Genomic DNA, 17741 nt, shown 5'->3' on the forward strand with positions numbered 1-17741 from the left:
ATCGACATGACCACCACGACACCGCCGCGCATCCTCGTCGGCTACACCGCGACCCCGGCCGGGGAGGACGCCCTCGCGGCGGCCGCCGCCCTGGCCGGGTCGACCGGCGCGCAGCTGGACGTCGTGGTGGTCCTGCCGATGAACTCGCGGCCCTCCATCGTGCCGAACGACCCCGGCTACGACGCCCTCCTGCGCGACACCGCGGAGGGCTGGCTGGGGGATGCGCGGTCGCGCATCCCCCAGGCGGTGCCCTCGCGCGAGCGGGTCGTCTACGGCGACTCCCTCGCCGGAGGGCTGCTCACCGCCGCCGAAGCAGGCCGTGCCGCGCTCATCGTCGTGGGTGCCGCGCGGGACGGCCTGCTCGGGCGCTTCACGGTCGGCTCGGTCGCCGGCTCGCTGCTGCACGCCTCGCCGGTCCCGGTGATGCTCGCGCCGCAGGGCTCGCGCGATTCGGCCGCGCCGCTCTCCCGCGTCACCGGGATGGTCGGGACGCGAGAGGGTGCGGACGCGGTCCTCGCCACCAGCGCACGGCTGTCGGGGTCGGCGCACGCTCCACTGCGCCTCGTCTCGCTGCTCGCACTCGACCTGCCGGGTGTCGATTCGGCGAAGGAGCGCGTGAGCGAGCACCACGCCGCCGCCGTGCTGGAGGATGCACGCGCGGCTCTGCCCGAGGGCGTCGAAGCCACGGCCTCCGTCGCCCCGGGCGACAGCGTCGCGCACGCGGTCTCCTCGCTCGACTGGCAGCCGGGGGAGGTCGCGGTCGTCGGGTCGAGCCGCCTCGCGCAGCCCAGCCGCCTCTTCCTCGGCACGACCGCCTCCACCATGCTGCGCGCCCTGCCCGTCCCGATGATCGTCGTCCCCCGCACCACCCCCTAGGAGCACCATCCGATGAGCACCCGCAGCGCCGCGGATTCCACCGAGACGGGCTCGACCCGCACCGCCAAGGGCCTGAGCGCCGGATCGGTCGGCCTCCTCGGGGCCGTCGTGATCGGGATCTCGTGCATCGCGCCCGCGTACACGTTGACGGGCGCCCTCGGCCCGACCGTCTCAGAGGTGGGGGTCCACCTCCCCGCGATCTTCCTGGTCGGGTTCCTGCCGATGCTGCTCGTCGCGTTCGGCTACCGCGAGCTCAACAACGCGATGCCCGACTCGGGCACGTCGTTCACCTGGGCGACCCGCGCGTTCGGCCCCTACATCGGGTGGATGGGCGGTTGGGGCCTCATCGCCGCCACGGTCGTCGTGCTGTCGAACCTCGCGGGAATCGCCGTCGACTTCCTCTACCTGCTGCTGTCGCAGGTCTTCCACGACCCGGCGATCGCCGACCTGGCCAAGAACCCGTTCGTCAACGTGGCCACGTGCCTGGCGTTCATGGCGGTGGCGACCTTCATCTCCTACCGCGACATGCAGACCACGCAGAAGGTCCAGTTCGTGCTGGTCGGGTTCCAGCTGCTGGTGCTCGTGCTCTTCGGCGTCGTGGCGTTCGTGCACGTCGCGAACGGGACCGCGTTCGACGCGACGGCGCCGAGCCTCGACTGGTTCAACCCGTTCGGCGTCCCGTCCTTCTCCGCCTTCGCCGCCGGGCTCTCCCTCTCGATCTTCATCTTCTGGGGCTGGGACGTCACCCTCACGATGTCGGAGGAGACCAAGGGCTCCCGCTCCACACCGGGTCGTGCGGCGACGCTCACCGTCGTCATCATCGTGGTCGCCTACCTGTTCGTCTCGATGGCCGCCATCTCGTTCGCCGGCACCGGGGAGGGCGGGATCGGCCTGGGCAACCCGGACATCCAGGAGAACGTCTTCTTCGCCCTCGCCGGGCCGGTGCTCGGTCCGCTCGCCATCCTGATGTCCATCGCGGTGCTCTCGAGCTCCGCCGCCTCCCTCCAGTCGACCGCCGTCTCCCCGGCCCGCACCCTCCTGGCGATGGGCCACTACGGGGCTCTCCCCGCCCGGTTCGCCCGCGTCAGCCCGCGATTCATGACCCCCGGCTACTCGACCGTGGTCTCGGCCGTCGTCGCCAGCGTCTTCTACGCCGTCATGCGCTTCGTCAGCGAGGACGTGCTGTGGGACACGATCACCACCCTCGGGATGATGATCTGCTTCTACTACGGCATCACCGCGTTCGCGTGCGTGTGGTTCTTCCGCCGGAAGTGGTTCGCCTCGCTCCGCAACGCGTTCTTCACGCTGGTGTGCCCGCTGATCGGCGGCGTCATCCTCAGCGTGCTCTTCGTCACGACCCTCGTGGACAGCCTCGACCCGGACTACGGGAGCGGATCGAACATCGGCGGCATCGGGCTGGTCTTCCTTCTCGGCATGGTCATCCTGCTGTCCGGCGTCGTCGTCATGCTCGTGATGCGCCGGCGCCTGCCGGCCTTCTTCCGCGGGGAGACGCTGCCGCGCTCGGAGGCGTGAGACGGCGAGAGTGTCCGGCGGGCATCCACGTACGATGGGGCCGTGCGTCTGCTGCTGCTCTCCCTCGGTGTCTCCGCGATCCCCGCGTTCCTCCGGGAGGCTCTCGGGCGCGCCGACCGCATCCGCGTGGGATACGTCCCGGACGCAGCCCTCGCGTATGACGGTGCGCCCTTCGTCGACGCGGAGCGCGCGGCGCTCACCGGTCTCGGGTACGACGTCGAGACCCTCCGGCTGAGCGGCACCCCGCTCGCCGAGGTCGAGGCCGCCCTCGATCGCGTGGACGCGCTCTACGTCGCCGGCGGGAACACGTTCTCCCTGCTGTACGCCCTGCGCTCCGCGGGAGCCGACCGCGTGATCGTGCGCCGCGTGCGTGCGGGTCTGCCGTACATCGGGTTGAGCGCGGGTTCGGTGGTGGCCGGTCCGACGATCGCGCCGATCGCTCCGATGGACGATGCGACCGAGGCGCCCGGCCTGACCGACCTCCGTGGCCTCGGCCTGGTCGACGTGGTCGTCGTGCCGCACGCGGACGGCGTCTCGTATCCCGCCGCGGTGATCGACCGGGTCGTCGCGGAGTTCGGCCAGGCTCATCCGCTGCGGCTGCTCGTCGACGACGAGGCACTGATCGTCGACGACGAGGGGATGCGCGTCGTGGCCTCGCCGGTCTCGACACGAGCCGACTGAACCGTCCGGGACGGGCTGCGCACCGCGGAGATTTCGTGTCCGAAATACATGCGTTGCGGAATATATCCGGCGCTACCGAGGGAGGCCGGAGAATCCGGCGGGTCCGCTGGGCCACCGCGGAGAAAGCTCGACGATGGCACTGCATGTCCGCGCGCGGACACGGTCTACCCCCGTTCGTCTGGTCAGGTTGAGGGACGCGATGCGGTGCCATCTCCGGCGTCGCGTCCGAATCGAAGGGGTGTCCGATGACGTTGCGTAACCCTCTGATCGCCGCCGCGACGGGCCTGATACTCGGCCTGACCGGGGTGGTGGTCGCCTCGCCGGTGACGGCCGTCGAGCACGGCGGCATCGACCCGGCCACCATTCGGATCACGCGGAGTCCGGCGACGGGTGCCGACCACGCGTTGACGGTCGGCGACTCCGTGCTCGTCACGGCATCGTGGTCCGTGCCGGACGGCACGGGCGCAGGCCACCGGTTCACACTCGGCCTTCCCGGCGAGTTCTCGACCGTCAGCATCACTCCGTTCGCGCTGGAGACACTGACCGGCGACGCGATGGGGGAGTGCACGGTCACGGGCGCGCCGCCGCTCCTCGCCTGCGTGCTGAACGCATCGGTCGAGGGCAAGCGTGACGTGCACGGGTCGCTGTGGGCGACCGTGCGCGCGAGCACGGCCACGGAGGCGACAGCGGTGACGGTCGCCGTCGACGGCGACCGCTCCCACCTCGTCCCGCTCCCCGGCGGCGGCGGAATCCAGGCCCGGGAGACGGGCGAGCCGTCCGCGCCCGCCGAACCCGCGCCGGTGATCACGCGCGTGCAGAAGTGGGGAGCGGACTATCGAGCCGAGGGCGAGGGCTTCTGGTGGAAGGTCGCGGTCCCGTCGAGCGCGTGGCCGGGCGACGGGGTGTCGCCGCTCGTGATCGTCGATCGCATCGGCGAGGGCGCGGCGCATCGATTCCTCGATCCGGGGGCATACCCCGCGCCGCAATGGCGCCCGTACCTCGAGCAGAGCTGCGACACCGATCCTGCGCGCTACCCCCACGTCGTGGGGGACGATTCGCTCGCGACCTGGACGATCTCTCCCGACGGCCTCTCGATGACGATCGAGGTGGACCCGGCGCTCGCACAGAAGGCCGGACTGGACGGGGCCTGCGCGATTCGCGCCAACTACATCACGGAGCCGGCCGGTGAGGCGCGCGCCGGTGACACCTTCCGCAACAACGCGACCGTGGGATCCGTCGTCGCCACGAGCGAGATCACCCTGTCCGGCTCGGGCGGAGGGACCGCGGGCGGCGACGAGGTGGGCCGGTTCTCCGTCTCCAAGTCGCTGATCGGGGCGGCGGCCGACACCGTCGACCCCGACACCGCGTTCCACGCGCAGTACTCCGCCGCCGGGTATCAGGACGCGACAGCGAGCGTCACGGCCGGCGGGGTCGAGGCCGTCTCGCCGTGGTACCGGGCGGGAACACGGGTGACCATCGGCGAGGTCAACCTGCCGCCGGTCTCCGGGGTGACCTGGGGCGACGTGCGCATCGTCGTGGACGGTGTGGTCCGGGGGCCGGGTGCCGAATTCGTGATCGTCGCCGGTCAGACCGTCCGGGTGGAGCTGGTGAACACCGCCGAGGAGGCACCGCCGCAGACGGGTGGATTCACGCTCGCCAAGCAGGTGACCGGTGCGGCACGCGACCTGGTTCCGGACGACGCCGCGTTCGCCGTCGAATACTCCTACCCCGACGGGGAGGGAGAGCATGTGCACGGTGAGCTGCTGCTCGCGGCGGACGGCACGGCCGAGCGGGTCGCCGGGATTCCGGCCGGCACCGACGTGGCCGTGCGCGAACGGGCCCCGCAGCCGCTCGACGGCGTCGCATGGGCGTCGCCCGCGTTCACGATCAACGGGGTCCCTGCGGGGGAGGACCTGGTGCTGACGGTCACCGCGGGCGGCGACATCCCGGTCGTGCTGACCAACACGGCGGAACGACAGCCCGAGACGGAGGTGCCTGTCGTGCCGGATCCAGAGCCGGAGAACCCCGGCGAGCCGGAGCCGGAGGTCCCGAGCGACCTGCCGCCGATCGACCCGCACGTGGGCGACCCGGGCGATCCGGGCGATCCGGGTGATCCCCGACCCCCTGCGCCCGTTCGCCTGCCGGGCGTCGGAGACGGGGATCCGGCCGCGCCGGCGGCGACCCGACGGCTGGCGGCCACCGGAGCCCAGGTCGACCTTCCGGCGGCGGGCGGCCTCCTGACCCTGGCGTTCGCGGCCGTGGCGCTGGGGACACTGGCGCTCACCGCCGACCGGCGACGGCGGCGAGCGGCGAGCGGCGCCTGATACGGCCGGGTCGGCACAGAGAATGCGCCGGATCGCGATGATCCGGCGCATTCTCGCCGTGGATACCGGAGAGGGCGTTCCCGCTCAGAGCCCGTTCGCCCGGGCGACCGAGCCGAGCCATGCCAGGCTCGGCTTCGGAGTGCGCACGAAGGTCTCGCGGTCCACCGCGATGAGACCGAAGGTCGGACGATAGCCGCTCGCCCACTCATAGTTGTCGAGGGCGCTCCAGTGCAGGTAGCCGTCGATCCGCACGCCGTCCTGGATGGCCGCGTGCAGCTCGCGCAGGGCGGCGTCGGTGTAGGCGATGCGGCGCTCGTCGTCGGCGGTGGCGATGCCGTTCTCGGTGATCATCACCGGCACGCCGCCGGAGAGCTCCCAGGCGCTGCGGGCACCCTCCGCCGCCGCGGGCGGGTAGAACTCCCAGCCGGTCAGCGTGGTCTCCACGCCCTCCTCGACCGGCAGCGGACCCGATGGCCCGATGAACGTGCGGGTGTAGGCCTGCACGCCGACGAAGTCGTCGCCGGCCGACTGCTCGAGGTACCAGTCGTCGCGCGGGTGGCCGTACTCCCGCAGCTTCTCTTCCGAGCCCGGCTCGCCGGTGGCGCGGAAGGCCTGCGTGGCGATGGTCCAGCCGGACTTCAGGCCCGAGACCTGTGACAGCACGTCGCGGGAGCGGTGGTGCGAGGCGAGCAGGGCGTCGGCGACGCCGAGGTCGGGGTTGGGGAGGCCGTAGGCGACGAGGTTGGCGGCGTCCTCCCCGCCGGCGAGCATGGCGGCGATGTTCGGCTCGTTGATGGTGCACACGTGCTCGACACCATCGGACACGATCGGAAGCGCGAGCTCCGTGTAACGGGCGAACAGATCGGCGGCGTCCGGTGCGCGCCAGAAGCCGTCCCGCTCGAACCAGCGTGGCACGGTGAAATGCATGAGCGTGACGACGGGCTTCAGCCCGAACTCGTGGCACGCCTCCACCATCCGCCGGTAGTGGTCGATCTCCGCGCGCGAGACGAAGCCGCGCTCCGGCTCGATGCGCGCCCACTCGACGCTGAACCGGTAGCTGTCGAGCCCCGCGTCGGCCAGCAGCTTCATGTCCTCGCGGTAGCGGTGGTAGCTGTCCATCGCGTCCCCGGAGGGCTCGACGATGCTCGTGCCGGGCGTGTGCTCGTGCACCCACCAGTTGCTGTTGATGTTGTTGCCCTCGATCTGGTGGGCGGCCGTGGAGGCGCCCCAGAGGAAGCCGTCGGGGAAGGTGAGCACAGTTCTCCTTGTCGTGCCGGGTGGTTCGTCGTGCAGGGTGGTTCGTCGTGCGGAACGGGGTCGGAAGCGCGGCCGGATCAGGTCGGCGGATCAGCCGTCAGCCGGATGCGGGGCCGGGCGGTGCGCCGAAGAAGGCGTCCAGCACGGCGAGGGTCGCCTGGGGCGCCTCGACCTGCGGCAGGTGGCCGCCGCCGGGGATGACCGCATAGGCGGCGCCGAGCCGCTCCGCCATGTCGCGCTGGTCGGGGATCGGCCACTTGTCGTCGTGCTCGCCGTGGGCGACGAGCGCCCGTACGCTCGTGGCGTGCAGTTCGTCGGTGACGTCGGTCTGCGTGCGCAGGATCTCCGCGCCGGCGAGGAGGTTGTCCCTCGACGTGCGCTCGGCGCGGAGCCGCAGGAACGCGAGCTCGATCGGCAGCGCCGCATCGGGCAGGCCGCGGGTGTCGGGATTGTCGCGGTACCAGAGTCCCATCGAGCCGTCGCGCGCGACGATGTCGGTCGTCTCTTGGTGTCGTCCGGGCCACCCGTGCGGTCCGGAGCAGAGCAGCGTGACCGAGGCGAAGGAGGCGGGCGAGGCGAGCACGGCGGCCTGGGCGACCACACCGCCGAAGCTGTGGCCCACGAGGTGGACCGGCTGTCCGTCTCCGGCGATCGCGGCGGACTCCACCGCATCCGCGGCGAAATCCTCCAGCCGGTACGCGCCGACGCCGGCGGGGGCTGCCGAGTCTCCCTGGCCGCGTTGGCTGTAGCTCCAGGCGTCCCAACCGCGGGCGGCGAGCAGCGGGAGGAAGTCGCGGAAGTCCTCCTTCGACCCGGTGAAGCCCGGCACCACCAGCACCGTGCCGCGCGGTGCACCGGAGGGGGCGGCGTGGAACGCCGTGAGCGTGCCGACCCGCGCCGGGAGGCCGACGATGTCGACCCCCGGCGGCACGGGCAGCGCACCGAACGGCGCGATCGGGTCGAACCGGGTGCGCGCGGCGTCGGTCACGCGAGGGCCTCCCGGGTGCGGGCCGGGTTCGGCACCGCGTCGAGCAGCGCGATCGTGTAGGGATCGGTCGGGTGCTGCAGCACCTCGGCGGTCCGGCCGCGCTCGACCACCCGCCCGGCGTTCAGCACCATGATGTCCTCGGTGACGAGCCGGGCCGACAGCAGGTCGTGCGTGATGTAGAGCAGTGAGACACCCCACCGCTCGCGCAGCTCCTCGAGCAGGGCGAGGACTCCGGCGCGCAAGGTGACGTCGAGCATCGACACCGGCTCGTCGGCGATGAGCACCTGTGGATCGCTCGCCAGCGCACGGGCGATGACGACGCGTTGCCGCTGGCCGCCCGACAGCTGGTGCGGGAGCTTCTGCGCGAACTGCTCGACGGGTGTCAGGCCGACCGTCTCCAGGAGCTCGAACACCCGCCTCCGGGCCTCCGTGCCGCGCAGGCCGGTGTAGTTCACCACCGGCCGGCTGAGCGCGTACTCGACGGTGTGCAGCGGGTTGAGGGCGGCATACGGGTCCTGGAAGACCATCTGCACGTTCTTGTGCAGCTGGTGGATGCCGCGTTTGCCGAGTGACGCCACATCCGTGTCGCCGAAGCGGACGGTCCCCGCGGTCGGCTTCTCCACACCGGTGAGCAGCTTCGCGATCGTCGACTTGCCCGATCCGGACGCGCCTACGAGCGCGAGCGACTGGCCCGGCTCGAGCACGAATGTCACATCGTCGACGGCCGTCACCGGGCTCTCGCCGCGGCGGGGGGCGGGGTAGACCTTGCTGACGCCCTCGACGGTGATCGCCGAGAGCGCGGCTCGGCCCTCCCGCTGCTCCACCGCGGTGGTGCGGGCGGAGCGGTCCGCCGGAAGGCCCGGCAGTTCGACGACCTCGCCGCGCGGGTCGGCGTAGTGGCTGAGGAGCATCTGCGTGTACTCGTGCTGCGGGCGCTCCAGGATGTCGCGGCTGGAGGCGTCCTCCACGATGCGGCCGTCGTGCATGACGAGCACGCGCTGGGTGGCCTCGAGCACGACGCCCAGGTCGTGACTGATCAGCACGGCCGTGAAGCCCTCCGACGCCTGCAGCTCGGTGATCGTGTCCATGATCGCGTGCTGCACGAGCACATCCAGTGCGGTCGTCGGCTCGTCGAACACCATGAGTCGCGGCTCCAGCGAGAGCGCCAGGGCGATCGAGACGCGCTGTCGCATGCCGCCGGACAGCTCGCCGGGGAAGCGCGCGAGCACCTGCTCCGGCAGGCCGACCTTGGTGACCAGTTCGCGCATCCGGTCGTCCCAGCGGGCACGGGCCACATGACCGTGGGCCTTGAAGATGTCGACGAAGTGATTGCGGATGGTGCGCACGGGGTTGAGCGCGTTCATGCCCGACTGCAGCACCATGGCGAAGCCGCCCTGGCGTTGACGGCGGAGCGACTCGTCGTCCAGCTCGCGGATGTCGCGGCCGTCGAAGCGGATGCTGCCGCCGTTGGTGCGCGCCGGCGGCTTCTGCAGCCGCGTGAGCGCGAAGCCGAGCGTCGACTTGCCGGAGCCGGACTCGCCCACCAGGCCGACGAACTCGCCGGCGCCGATGTCGAACGACACGTGGTCGACCGCCTGCACGGGCGTCTGCCCGACCGATTCGTAGACGACGGAGAGGTCCCGGACCTCCAGGAGTGCGTTCATCGCTCGCTTCCTTCCTCGGCGCGGGCATCGGGCGCGGTACGGGCGGACGTGGCCGATCCCTCGCGCAGGCGCGGGTTGCTGATCGCATCCACGCCGAAGTTGACCAGGGTGAGACTCATCGCCAGCAGGGCGATGCAGAGGCCCGGGGCGAACAGCAGGATCCACTGGCCGGTGAGCAGCGCGTTCGAGTTCTGCGCCCAGTAGAGGATGGTGCCCCAGCTGACGATCGAGGAGTCCCCGAGGCCCAGGAACTCCAGCCCCGCCTCCGCCAGGATCGCGGCCGTCGCGGCGCCGAAGAATGAGCCGGCGATGAGCGATGTCATGTTCGGCAGGATCTCGTGGAACACCACGCGGAACGAGCTGTCGCCCGAGAAACGGGCGGCGGTCACGAAGTCGCGCGAACGCAGGGACTGCGTCTGGCTGCGCAGAACGCGCGCGCCCCACGCCCATCCCGTGATCACGATGACCGCGATGATCATGGCCAGACCGCCGTTCTGCAGGTACGCAGCGATGACGATCATGAGCGGCAGACCCGGGATCACCAGGAACAGGTTGACGACGAAGTTGACCACCTCGGCGCCGAAGCCGCGGATGTAGCCCCAGCTGAGGCCGATCAGCACGGCGACCAGGGTGGACAGCGCACCGGCGATGAAGCCGACCGTGACGCTGACGCGGGTGCCGTAGATCAGCTGGCTGAGCACGTCCTCGCCGGCGGCGGTCGTGCCGAACCAGTGGGCCCAGCTGGCGTCTGCGTTGCGGGGGAATCCGTCCTGGGTGGCGCCGTACGGAGCGAGCCACGGGGCGAAGATCGCGACGAGCACGAAGAGGCCGAGGATGATCAGGCCGAGGCGCGACTTCCAGTTGGCCCAGAGGGTGGCGAAGGCGCGGCCGATGAACGCGAGCCGGTGCGGCGGGCGCACGGTCTCGTCGGCTCGGATGGACTTGAAACTCTGTGTGGTGGTCATCGGCGGGTCCTTGGGTCGAGTACGCCGTACAGGATGTCGACGAGGAAGTTGGCGACGAGAACGCTCACGGTGATGAGCAGGAACAGCGCCTGCATCAGCGGGTAGTCCTGGCCGATCACCGCGTTGAACAGCAGGAAGCCGATGCCGGGGTAGCCGAACACCTGCTCCACGAGGATCGAGCCGCCGACCACGCCGCCGAGCGCCAGCCCGAACCCGGTGAGGTTCGGGAGGATCGCGTTGCGGGCCGCGTACTTCATCGCGACCGTGCGGCCCTTGAGGCCGTTCGCCTGGGCGAAGGTCACGTAGTCGTCGCCGAGCGTGTTGATCATGGCGTTGCGCATGCCGAGGATCCAGCCGCCCACCGACGTGATGAGGATGGTGACCGCGGGCAGGATCGCGTGGTAGCCCGCGTCGACCATGAAGTCCCAGCTGAACGCGGGGGAGGCCGTCGGCCCGTAGGCGCCCGAGGTCGGGAACCAGTGGAGCACGTATCCCAGGAAGAACAGCAGGAGCAGCGCGGTCCAGAAGTACGGGAACGTGCTGGCGAAGGTCCCCGTCAGTGTGGGGAGGGAGTCGAGCCAGGTGTTGCGCTTCCAGGCCGCGAGCACGCCGGTCAGGGTGCCGAGCACGAACGCGACGATCGTCACGATCCCGACCAGCATGATCGTGTACGGGAACGCCTGCCCGATCAGCTCGCCGACGCTCTGCGGGTAGAACGTGTACGAGACGCCGAAGTCGAACGTGACGACCTGGTGCAGGTAGCTGACGTACTGGTCCCACAGGTTGCCGCCCGGCACACCGAGCTGGGCCTCGATCGCGTCGCGGGTGGCCTGGGTCACCGGGCCGTTCTGGGAGAGCTTCGCGATGGCGGCGTCGGTGGGGGAGCCGGGCATGAGGCGCGGCAGGAGGAAGTTCAGCGTGATCGCCGCCCACAGGGTGAGGACGAAGAGGCCGAGTTTGCGGAGTGCGTATTTCATGGCCTACTCACCGTCCTTCCGGAGTTTGAGATGCGTGAACACGAGCAGCGGAGTCTGGTCGTACGTCTGCGGCGGCGCGTACGGGTGGTCCGCATCGGGCCAGCCGGTGAACTTGGCGTCGTTGTAGAGGCCCCAGAGTCCGCCGTAGTACATGGAGATGACGGGGAGGTCGTCGTAGACGATGCGCTGCAGCTGGTGGCTGAGCTCGAGCCGCTTCGCCGGGTCGACCGTGACCTTGTACTCGGCGAGGAGCGCGTCCGCTTCCGGGTTCTTGTACCGGCCGAAGTTGCTCGCGGTCGCCTTGCCGATGGGCGTCGCGAACTCGCTCGACAGCGTCGCATTGAACGCCTGGAAGATCACGCCGCCGCCCATTCCGCCCATCGCGACCTGGAAGTCGCCGTTCTGGATGGCCTGCTGGTATCCCGGCGGCTGCGGCTGCTTGATCTGCACGTCGATGCCGAGCGCGCTCAGCTCCTTGCGGACCTCCTGCACCGCGCGCAGCCAGTCGGAGTACCCGTTGGCCGTGGTGATCGAGAACGAGAACTGCTTGCCGTCGGGGCCGACGAGCTTGCCGCCCTGCTGGGTGTACCCGGCCGCGGCGAAGGCGGCGAGGGCGCCGGCGGTGTCCTGCTTGATTAGGCCGCCGTCGGGGATGCTCGGGTCGAGTTCCTTCTCCTGGTTCGGCAGGATCAGCCCGGTCTGGCCGGCGGGCTTCATGTAGCCCTCGGTCGCGGCGTCGGCGATCTTGTCGCGGTCGAGCGCCAATGCGAGGCCGCGCCGCACGTCGAGGTTGTCGAACGGGGCGACCGTTAAGTTGGGCATGAGGCCGATGATGCCGCCCGGCGGGAACCAGTACTTGTTGTGGGGGTTGGCGTCCACCCACGTGCCTTGCACGTCGCTCATGAACGCGTAGGCCCAGTCGAAGCCTTTGGTGGCGATGTCGAGCTCGTTGGTCGCGGCGGGGAGCACGAGGTGCTCGACCTCGACCTTGTCGGCCTGCCAGTAGTCCTCGTACTTGTCCATCGTGTACTGCTGCGAGGTGAAGTTGGCGAGGGTGTACGGGCCGGTGCCGACCGGGTTCGGATCCCGCCAGGTGTCGGGGCTCTTGACGTCCTTCCAGATGTGCTCGGGGACGATGAGCGTCTGGGAGATGATGTCCTGCGCCGGGGCGTCGTCCTCCTTGAGGTGGACGATCAGGTGGTCGCCCTTCGTCTCGAGGGAGGCGATGTGCTGCCACGCCCCCTTGAAGTCGAGGGTCGGGAACTTCTTGATGAGGTTCAGTGTGAACACGACGTCGTCGACGCTGAACGGCTTGCCGTCCGACCAGGTCACGCCGTCGCGGATCGTGTAGTCGATCGTGCGGGCGTCCGGCTGGTCGATCTTCGAGGCCAGCCACGGCGTCCCCGTGCCGTCGAGCACGTTGATGACGACCAGCGGCTCGTAGATGTACGACGACGCCGCGCGCTTGTTGACCAGGTACGGATTGAAGTTGCGCTCCATCATCGGAGTGCCCTTGTCGGCGGCCAGCAGCATGGTGTTCGCCGGGATGGAGGGGTCCTGCCGGCTCTGGATCTTGATGCTGCAGCCGGACAGTGCGAGAGCCGCGGCCGCGAGCGTCGCGAGGGCCGCGAGCCGGCGTCGGCGTCGCGCGCCGGGGGGTCGTGAGTGCGTCATTGCCACCTTCTCTAGGTTGTTGCCCTCCTGACTGTATGCGCATACATTGCAGTTTTCAACCCCGCGCGCCTCAAGCGTCGCCGCCTGCCCTGCGCGGGCCTCCGCCGAAGTTCACGACGTTGCGCTCACAACGCCGAAATGGTCGCAACGACGTGAACTTCGGCTGCGTCAGGGGGCGGCGGGCTCGGAGGATTCGCGGAGGTAGACCTGGACCGGGAGGCGCACGGAGGCCGCGGCGCGCCCCGGATCGGTCAGCCGGCGCACGAGGGTCTGCACGGCGGCGCGCCCGACCTCCTCCATCGGCTGCTTGACCGTGGTCAGCCGCGGGGTGGAGAGGCGGCCCGCGTCGATGCCGTCGAAGCCGGTGACGATGAGCTCGCCCGGCACGTCGACACCGCCGATGCGGGCCGCGTCGATGACGCCGAGGGCCATCTGATCGTTCGCGCACACCACGGCGCGCGGCAGCACGTCGCGGGCGAGCAGCGCGCGTCCGGCGCGGCGGCCGGCCTCCCGGGTGAAGTCGCCGCGGAGATCGGGTGCGGCGGGGGCTGTCATCCCGCGCTCCGCGAGGGCGTCGCGGAAGCCCTGCCAGCGCTCGGCGTCGTCGGGGGAGCCCTCGCTGCCCGCGACGTAGGCCAACTCGCGCACCCCGAGGTCGTCGAGCAGGTGGCCGACGAGGGCGCGCATCCCCTCGGTGTTGCTCACCGACACATGGTCGAGCTCGTCGCCCTGCCGGCGCCCGGCCATGACGACGACCGGGAGGCGCCGGGCGAGCCGCGCGATCTCGTCGTCGGGAACGCTGCCGGCGAGCACGATGAGGCCGTCGACCCGGCCGGCCATGTCGACGAGGGTGTCGTGCGCGGTCGCGCCGCGCCCGACGCCCACCATCAGCACGAAGCCGGAGCGCCACGCCTCCACCTCGCTCCCGCGGAGCACCTCGTCGAAGTAGAGGTCGCCCCCGCGGGTGTCGACCGATCCGCCGACGTCGCGGATGATCGTCGCCGCCCCCGCGTCACCCTCGTCGAGCGCTCGTCCGGCGTCGGCGTCCAGCGCGTCCAGTCCGGGGAAGAACAGGCCGATCACGCCGGTGCGCCGCGCCGCGAGACCGCGCGCCGCCCCGCTCGGCACGTAGCCGAGAGCCTCGACGGACGCGAGCACCCGCTCCCGGGTGGCCTCCTTGACCGTGTCCGGCTGGCGGAACACGCGCGAGACGGTCGCAATGGACACGCCGGCGTGGGTGGCCACGTCGTAGACGGTGGGGACTCGGGTCATCGTGGCGTGCTCCTGCTGGTCGGGCACACCCATGATAGGCGGCAGCCCGCTCGGCTCCGGCCTGCGCCCCGCCCGCCGGCAGGACCGGCCGACGCGGGCGGCGCGGCCGTCAGGCCTGCGCTCCGTCCGTCTCCGCCAGGAGGAACCGCTTCACGTCGTGCTCGACCAGCACAGGGACGAAGTCGCGCACGGGCGCTCCGGAGAACTCCTCGTGCCGCTCCTGCACCAGCTGCTCGATCCGCGTGCGAGGGACGTGGGGGAAGCGCTGCGCGAGTCGTTCCGCGGCGTGCTCCACCGCGACCAGCTCGTCGCTCTGCTTCTCATCGTGACCGGTCATGTGGGCATTATGCGCCCCGGGGGTGAACCGTGGCTGGGTCATCTGTCAGGCTGGGGGCATGGACGAGTCGATCGAGGTAGTGGTGGTCCGCGTTTTCACCGACGAGCGCGGCGGCAACGGCAACGAGCTGGGGATCGTGCGCAGCTCTCCGGCCACGGCGCAGCGGGAGCAGGCGATCGCCACGGCGCTGGGGTTCAGCGAGACGGTCTTCCTGGACGAGGTCGACGAAGCCGACAGCACCGCCGAGCTGCGGATCTTCACCCCGGCCAGAGAGCTGCCCTTCGCCGGCCACCCGAGTGTCGGGACCGCCTGGTGGCTCGCCGACCGCCGCACTCCGGTCGGCGTGCTGCGTGAGAAGGCGGGCGACGTGACCGTCGAGGTCGACGACGACATCGCCTGGATCGACGCCCGCCCGGAGTGGACGCCCGACTTCGCCTGGCTGCCCCTTGCGTCGCCCGAGGACGTCGACGCGCTCGACCCTTCCGCTTTCACGACGGGACACCACTACGCGTACGCGTGGATCGACGAGGCCGAGGGCCGGCTGCGGGCGCGTATGTTCGCGCCGGACATGGGGATCGTCGAGGACGAGGCGACGGGCGCGGCCGCCGTGTCCGTCACGGCCCGGCTGGGTCGCGCGCTGCGCATCAGCCAGGGCGAGGGCTCCGAGCTCACGACGGTACCGCTGGCCGACGGCCGCATCCGCGTCGGCGGGCGCACCGTGTACGACCGCACCATCGACGTCACCCTGTGAGCGCCGTCGCGATCCTCCCGGTCGGCGACGAGGGCGACGGCCCTTACGCCGTGGCCGCGACCGAGGACGGCGCCGTGTGGTTCACGCTCGTGCACGGCGGTCGTGTGGGCCGGCGCGATGCGGACGGTTCGCTGAGCTACCTCGCGCTCGGCGCGGGCTCCCAGCCCTCCGGCATCGCGGCGGCGACGGAGTCGACCGTCTGGGTGACGGACACGACCGGCGACCGGCTGATGCTGCTCGGCCCGGGGCCGCGGATCCTCGCCGAGGCGGCGACTCCCACGAAAGGCGCGCAGCCGTTCGGCGTCGTCGCTCCTGGCGATGGGACGGCCTGGTTCACCGAGCTGGGCGGCAACGCGCTCGGCCGGGTCGGCATCCTGGGCGCGGTGGACGAGTTCCCGGTCGCACCCGCGGACGCGATGGTCTCGATGATCGCGTCCACGGGCGACTCCCTGTGGTTCACCATGAACGCTGTCGACGCGCTGGGCCACGTGCGCGGCGGCGACGCGGCGATCGCGGTGACCGAGCTGCCCGCCGGCTCGGGGCCGGTCGGCATCGCCGTCGCGGAGGACGGCGCCGTCTGGGCCGCCCTCATCCGCTCCGACTCCCTCGCCCGCGTAGCGAAGGACGGCAGTGTGCGGATCGTCGGGCTCGCGGTCGGCGCGAAACCGCACGCCGTGGCGTCCGACCCCACAGACGACTCCGGCGGCGTCTGGGTCTCTGTCTGGGGCGCGAACGCGCTGGCCCACGTCTCCGCGGAGGGCCAAGTGCGGCTCCACCCGCTCCCCGACGATGTCGCAGAACCCCACGGGCTCACCGTCGCTCCCGACGGCACCGTCTGGACCGCCCTCGAATCCGGAGCCCTCGCCTCCCTCTCCCCTCGCGAGAGGTGAGTCGTTGCGGGTCGCGGTCGTCCGCGACCCGCAACGACTCACGCTTCGCGGGAGGTCACTCCCCGACGCCGACGGGCTCGGCGACCTCGTTCGCGTCCTGTGCGGGAGATGCCAGACGGCTGCGGAGAGCCTGGCCGAGTCCGGCGTCCACGTTCGTCCAGTACTGGATCGCGCGCTCGCGGATGTCATCGCGCTGGACGCCGCCGACCGCTCCGGAGATCGTGTCGAGGAAGCGCTCGCGCGCCGCGTCGTCGAAGACCTCGCGGTAGAGGGTGCCGGCCTGGCCGAAGTCGTCGTCCTCGGCGTGCAGGGTGGCCGCGGCGCGGACGAGTGCGCCGTCCGACTCCCACGAGCCCTCTCCCGCGCGGGCGGCGTCGGCCGTCGGTCCGCCGAACGAGTTCGGCGCGTAGACCGGGGCGTCCGCCGGCTTGAAGCCGTGACGGGCGGCGCCGTCCTGCGAGTAGTTGTGCACCGGGGCGACCGGCCGGTTGACGGGGAGCTCGTTGTAGTTGGTGCCCACCCGGTAGCGCTGCGCGTCGGGGTAGGAGAACACGCGTGCCATCAGCATCTTGTCGGGGCTGATGTCGATGCCCGGGACGGTGTTGGCCGGCGAGAACGCGGCCTGCTCGATCTGCGCGAAGAAGTTCTCCGGGTTCTCGTTGAGCGTGTGCACACCGACCTCGATCAGCGGGTAGTCCGCGTGCGGCCACACCTTGGTGAGGTCGAACGGGTTGAACCGGTAGGTCTTCGCCTCCTCGTAGGGCATGACCTGGACGGAGACCTTCCACGCCGGGAACTCCCCGCGCTGGATGGCCTCGTACAGGTCACGGCGGTAGTAGTCGGCGTCGGCGCCCGCGATGGCCTCCGCCTCCGCGCCCTCCATCTCCTCGTTGCCCTGCAGCGCGTGGAAGTGGTACTTGACCCAGAAGCGCTCGCCCGCGGCGTTGATCCACTGGTAGGTGTGCGAGCCGAAGCCGGGCATGTGGCGCCAGGAGCGCGGGATGCCGCGATCGCCCATCAGGTAGGTCACCTGGTGGGCCGACTCCGGGGAGAGGGTCCAGAAGTCCCACTGCATGTCCGCGTCGCGCAGGCCCGAGCCGGGGAGGCGCTTCTGCGAGTGGATGAAGTCGGGGAACTTGATGCCGTCGCGGATGAAGAACACCGGGGTGTTGTTGCCGACGATGTCGTAGTTGCCCTCGGTCGTGTAGAACTTCACCGAGAAGCCGCGTACGTCGCGCCAGGTGTCGGGGGAGCCCTGCTCGCCGGCGACCGACGAGAAGCGCTGCAGCGTCCGGGTCTTGGTGCCGGGCTGGAACACCGCGGCCTTCGTGTACGCCGAGACGTCGCCGGTGACGACGAACTCTCCGAACGCGCCGCCGCCCTTCGCGTGGACGATGCGCTCCGGGATGCGCTCCCGGTTGAACTGCGCGAGCTTCTCGACCAGGTAACGGTCGTGGAGAGCGGTGACGCCGTCCGTCCCCGCCGTGAGCGAGTGCGCGTCGCTGCCGACCGGGGTGCCGGTCTGGGTCGTCGTGTAGTTGTCGGTCATGGT

At 70.9% G+C, this 17741-nt stretch carries 15 protein-coding genes; 6 read left to right on the plus strand and 9 right to left on the minus strand.

Annotated features, from left to right (window positions below; translation table 11 throughout):
- Positions 1–6 precede the first annotated feature (6 nt).
- The 4 genes from IT072_RS04120 (at position 7) to IT072_RS04135 (ending at position 5414) form a co-directional block, all read left to right on the plus strand.
- Positions 7–876 carry a universal stress protein gene (locus IT072_RS04120; protein ID WP_223359604.1) on the plus strand — a complete coding sequence of 290 codons (870 nt, stop codon included), beginning with the start codon at positions 7–9 and terminating at the stop codon, positions 874–876.
- 12 nt (positions 877–888) lie between these two features.
- Entirely contained in the window at positions 889–2409 is a 1521-nt protein-coding gene (locus IT072_RS04125; protein WP_223359605.1) for an APC family permease, read from the plus strand.
- A 42-nt stretch (positions 2410–2451) separates the two neighbouring features.
- The gene (locus IT072_RS04130; protein ID WP_223359606.1) at positions 2452–3090 is read left to right on the plus strand and encodes a Type 1 glutamine amidotransferase-like domain-containing protein; all 639 of its coding nucleotides are present in this window, start codon (positions 2452–2454) and stop codon (positions 3088–3090) included.
- Between the two features lie 245 nt (positions 3091–3335).
- Positions 3336–5414, plus strand: coding sequence for a DUF5979 domain-containing protein (locus IT072_RS04135; protein ID WP_223359607.1), 2079 nt, complete (start codon positions 3336–3338; stop codon positions 5412–5414).
- An 84-nt stretch (positions 5415–5498) separates the two neighbouring features.
- Here the strand turns inward: IT072_RS04135 and IT072_RS04140 are convergent, their stop codons facing one another.
- The 8 genes from IT072_RS04140 to IT072_RS04175 all read right to left on the minus strand — a co-directional run bounded on the left by IT072_RS04140 (position 5499) and on the right by IT072_RS04175 (position 14548).
- On the minus strand, positions 5499–6671 hold the full coding sequence (locus IT072_RS04140) for a glycoside hydrolase family 1 protein (RefSeq protein ID WP_223359608.1): 1173 nt from the start codon (positions 6669–6671) through the stop codon (positions 5499–5501).
- A 97-nt stretch (positions 6672–6768) separates the two neighbouring features.
- Entirely contained in the window at positions 6769–7659 is an 891-nt protein-coding gene (locus IT072_RS04145; protein WP_223359609.1) for an alpha/beta fold hydrolase, read from the minus strand.
- Complete coding sequence (locus IT072_RS04150; RefSeq protein ID WP_223359611.1) at positions 7656–9323, minus strand: ABC transporter ATP-binding protein; 1668 nt, start codon at positions 9321–9323, stop codon at positions 7656–7658. The genes IT072_RS04145 and IT072_RS04150 overlap by 4 nt, the downstream gene beginning before the upstream one ends.
- The gene (locus IT072_RS04155) at positions 9320–10288 is read right to left on the minus strand and encodes an ABC transporter permease (RefSeq protein WP_223359612.1); all 969 of its coding nucleotides are present in this window, start codon (positions 10286–10288) and stop codon (positions 9320–9322) included. Before IT072_RS04155 ends, IT072_RS04150 begins: the two co-directional genes overlap by 4 nt.
- Positions 10285–11265 carry an ABC transporter permease gene (locus IT072_RS04160; RefSeq protein WP_223359613.1) on the minus strand — a complete coding sequence of 327 codons (981 nt, stop codon included), beginning with the start codon at positions 11263–11265 and terminating at the stop codon, positions 10285–10287. Before IT072_RS04160 ends, IT072_RS04155 begins: the two co-directional genes overlap by 4 nt.
- A gap of 3 nt (positions 11266–11268) precedes the next feature.
- Positions 11269–12939 (minus strand): ABC transporter substrate-binding protein, encoded by a 1671-nt coding sequence (locus tag IT072_RS04165; RefSeq protein WP_223359614.1) that lies wholly within the window; start codon positions 12937–12939, stop codon positions 11269–11271.
- 168 nt (positions 12940–13107) lie between these two features.
- A complete protein-coding gene (locus IT072_RS04170; RefSeq protein ID WP_223359615.1) occupies positions 13108–14211 on the minus strand; it encodes a LacI family DNA-binding transcriptional regulator in 1104 nt (367 codons plus the stop codon).
- 109 nt (positions 14212–14320) lie between these two features.
- Positions 14321–14548 carry a three-helix bundle dimerization domain-containing protein gene (locus IT072_RS04175; protein ID WP_223359616.1) on the minus strand — a complete coding sequence of 76 codons (228 nt, stop codon included), beginning with the start codon at positions 14546–14548 and terminating at the stop codon, positions 14321–14323.
- A 58-nt stretch (positions 14549–14606) separates the two neighbouring features.
- Between IT072_RS04175 and IT072_RS04180 the strand changes: the two genes are divergently transcribed.
- Positions 14607–15299, plus strand: a complete 693-nt coding sequence (locus tag IT072_RS04180) for a PhzF family phenazine biosynthesis protein (RefSeq protein WP_223359618.1) — start codon at positions 14607–14609, stop codon at positions 15297–15299.
- Complete coding sequence (locus IT072_RS04185; RefSeq protein ID WP_223359620.1) at positions 15296–16189, plus strand: Vgb family protein; 894 nt, start codon at positions 15296–15298, stop codon at positions 16187–16189. Before IT072_RS04180 ends, IT072_RS04185 begins: the two co-directional genes overlap by 4 nt.
- A gap of 55 nt (positions 16190–16244) precedes the next feature.
- Here the strand turns inward: IT072_RS04185 and IT072_RS04190 are convergent, their stop codons facing one another.
- Positions 16245–17738, minus strand: coding sequence for a catalase (locus IT072_RS04190; protein ID WP_223359622.1), 1494 nt, complete (start codon positions 17736–17738; stop codon positions 16245–16247).
- Positions 17739–17741 lie beyond the last annotated feature (3 nt).

This window comes from Leifsonia sp. ZF2019 (assembly GCF_019924635.1).
Classification (GTDB): Bacteria; Actinomycetota; Actinomycetes; order Actinomycetales; family Microbacteriaceae; genus Leifsonia.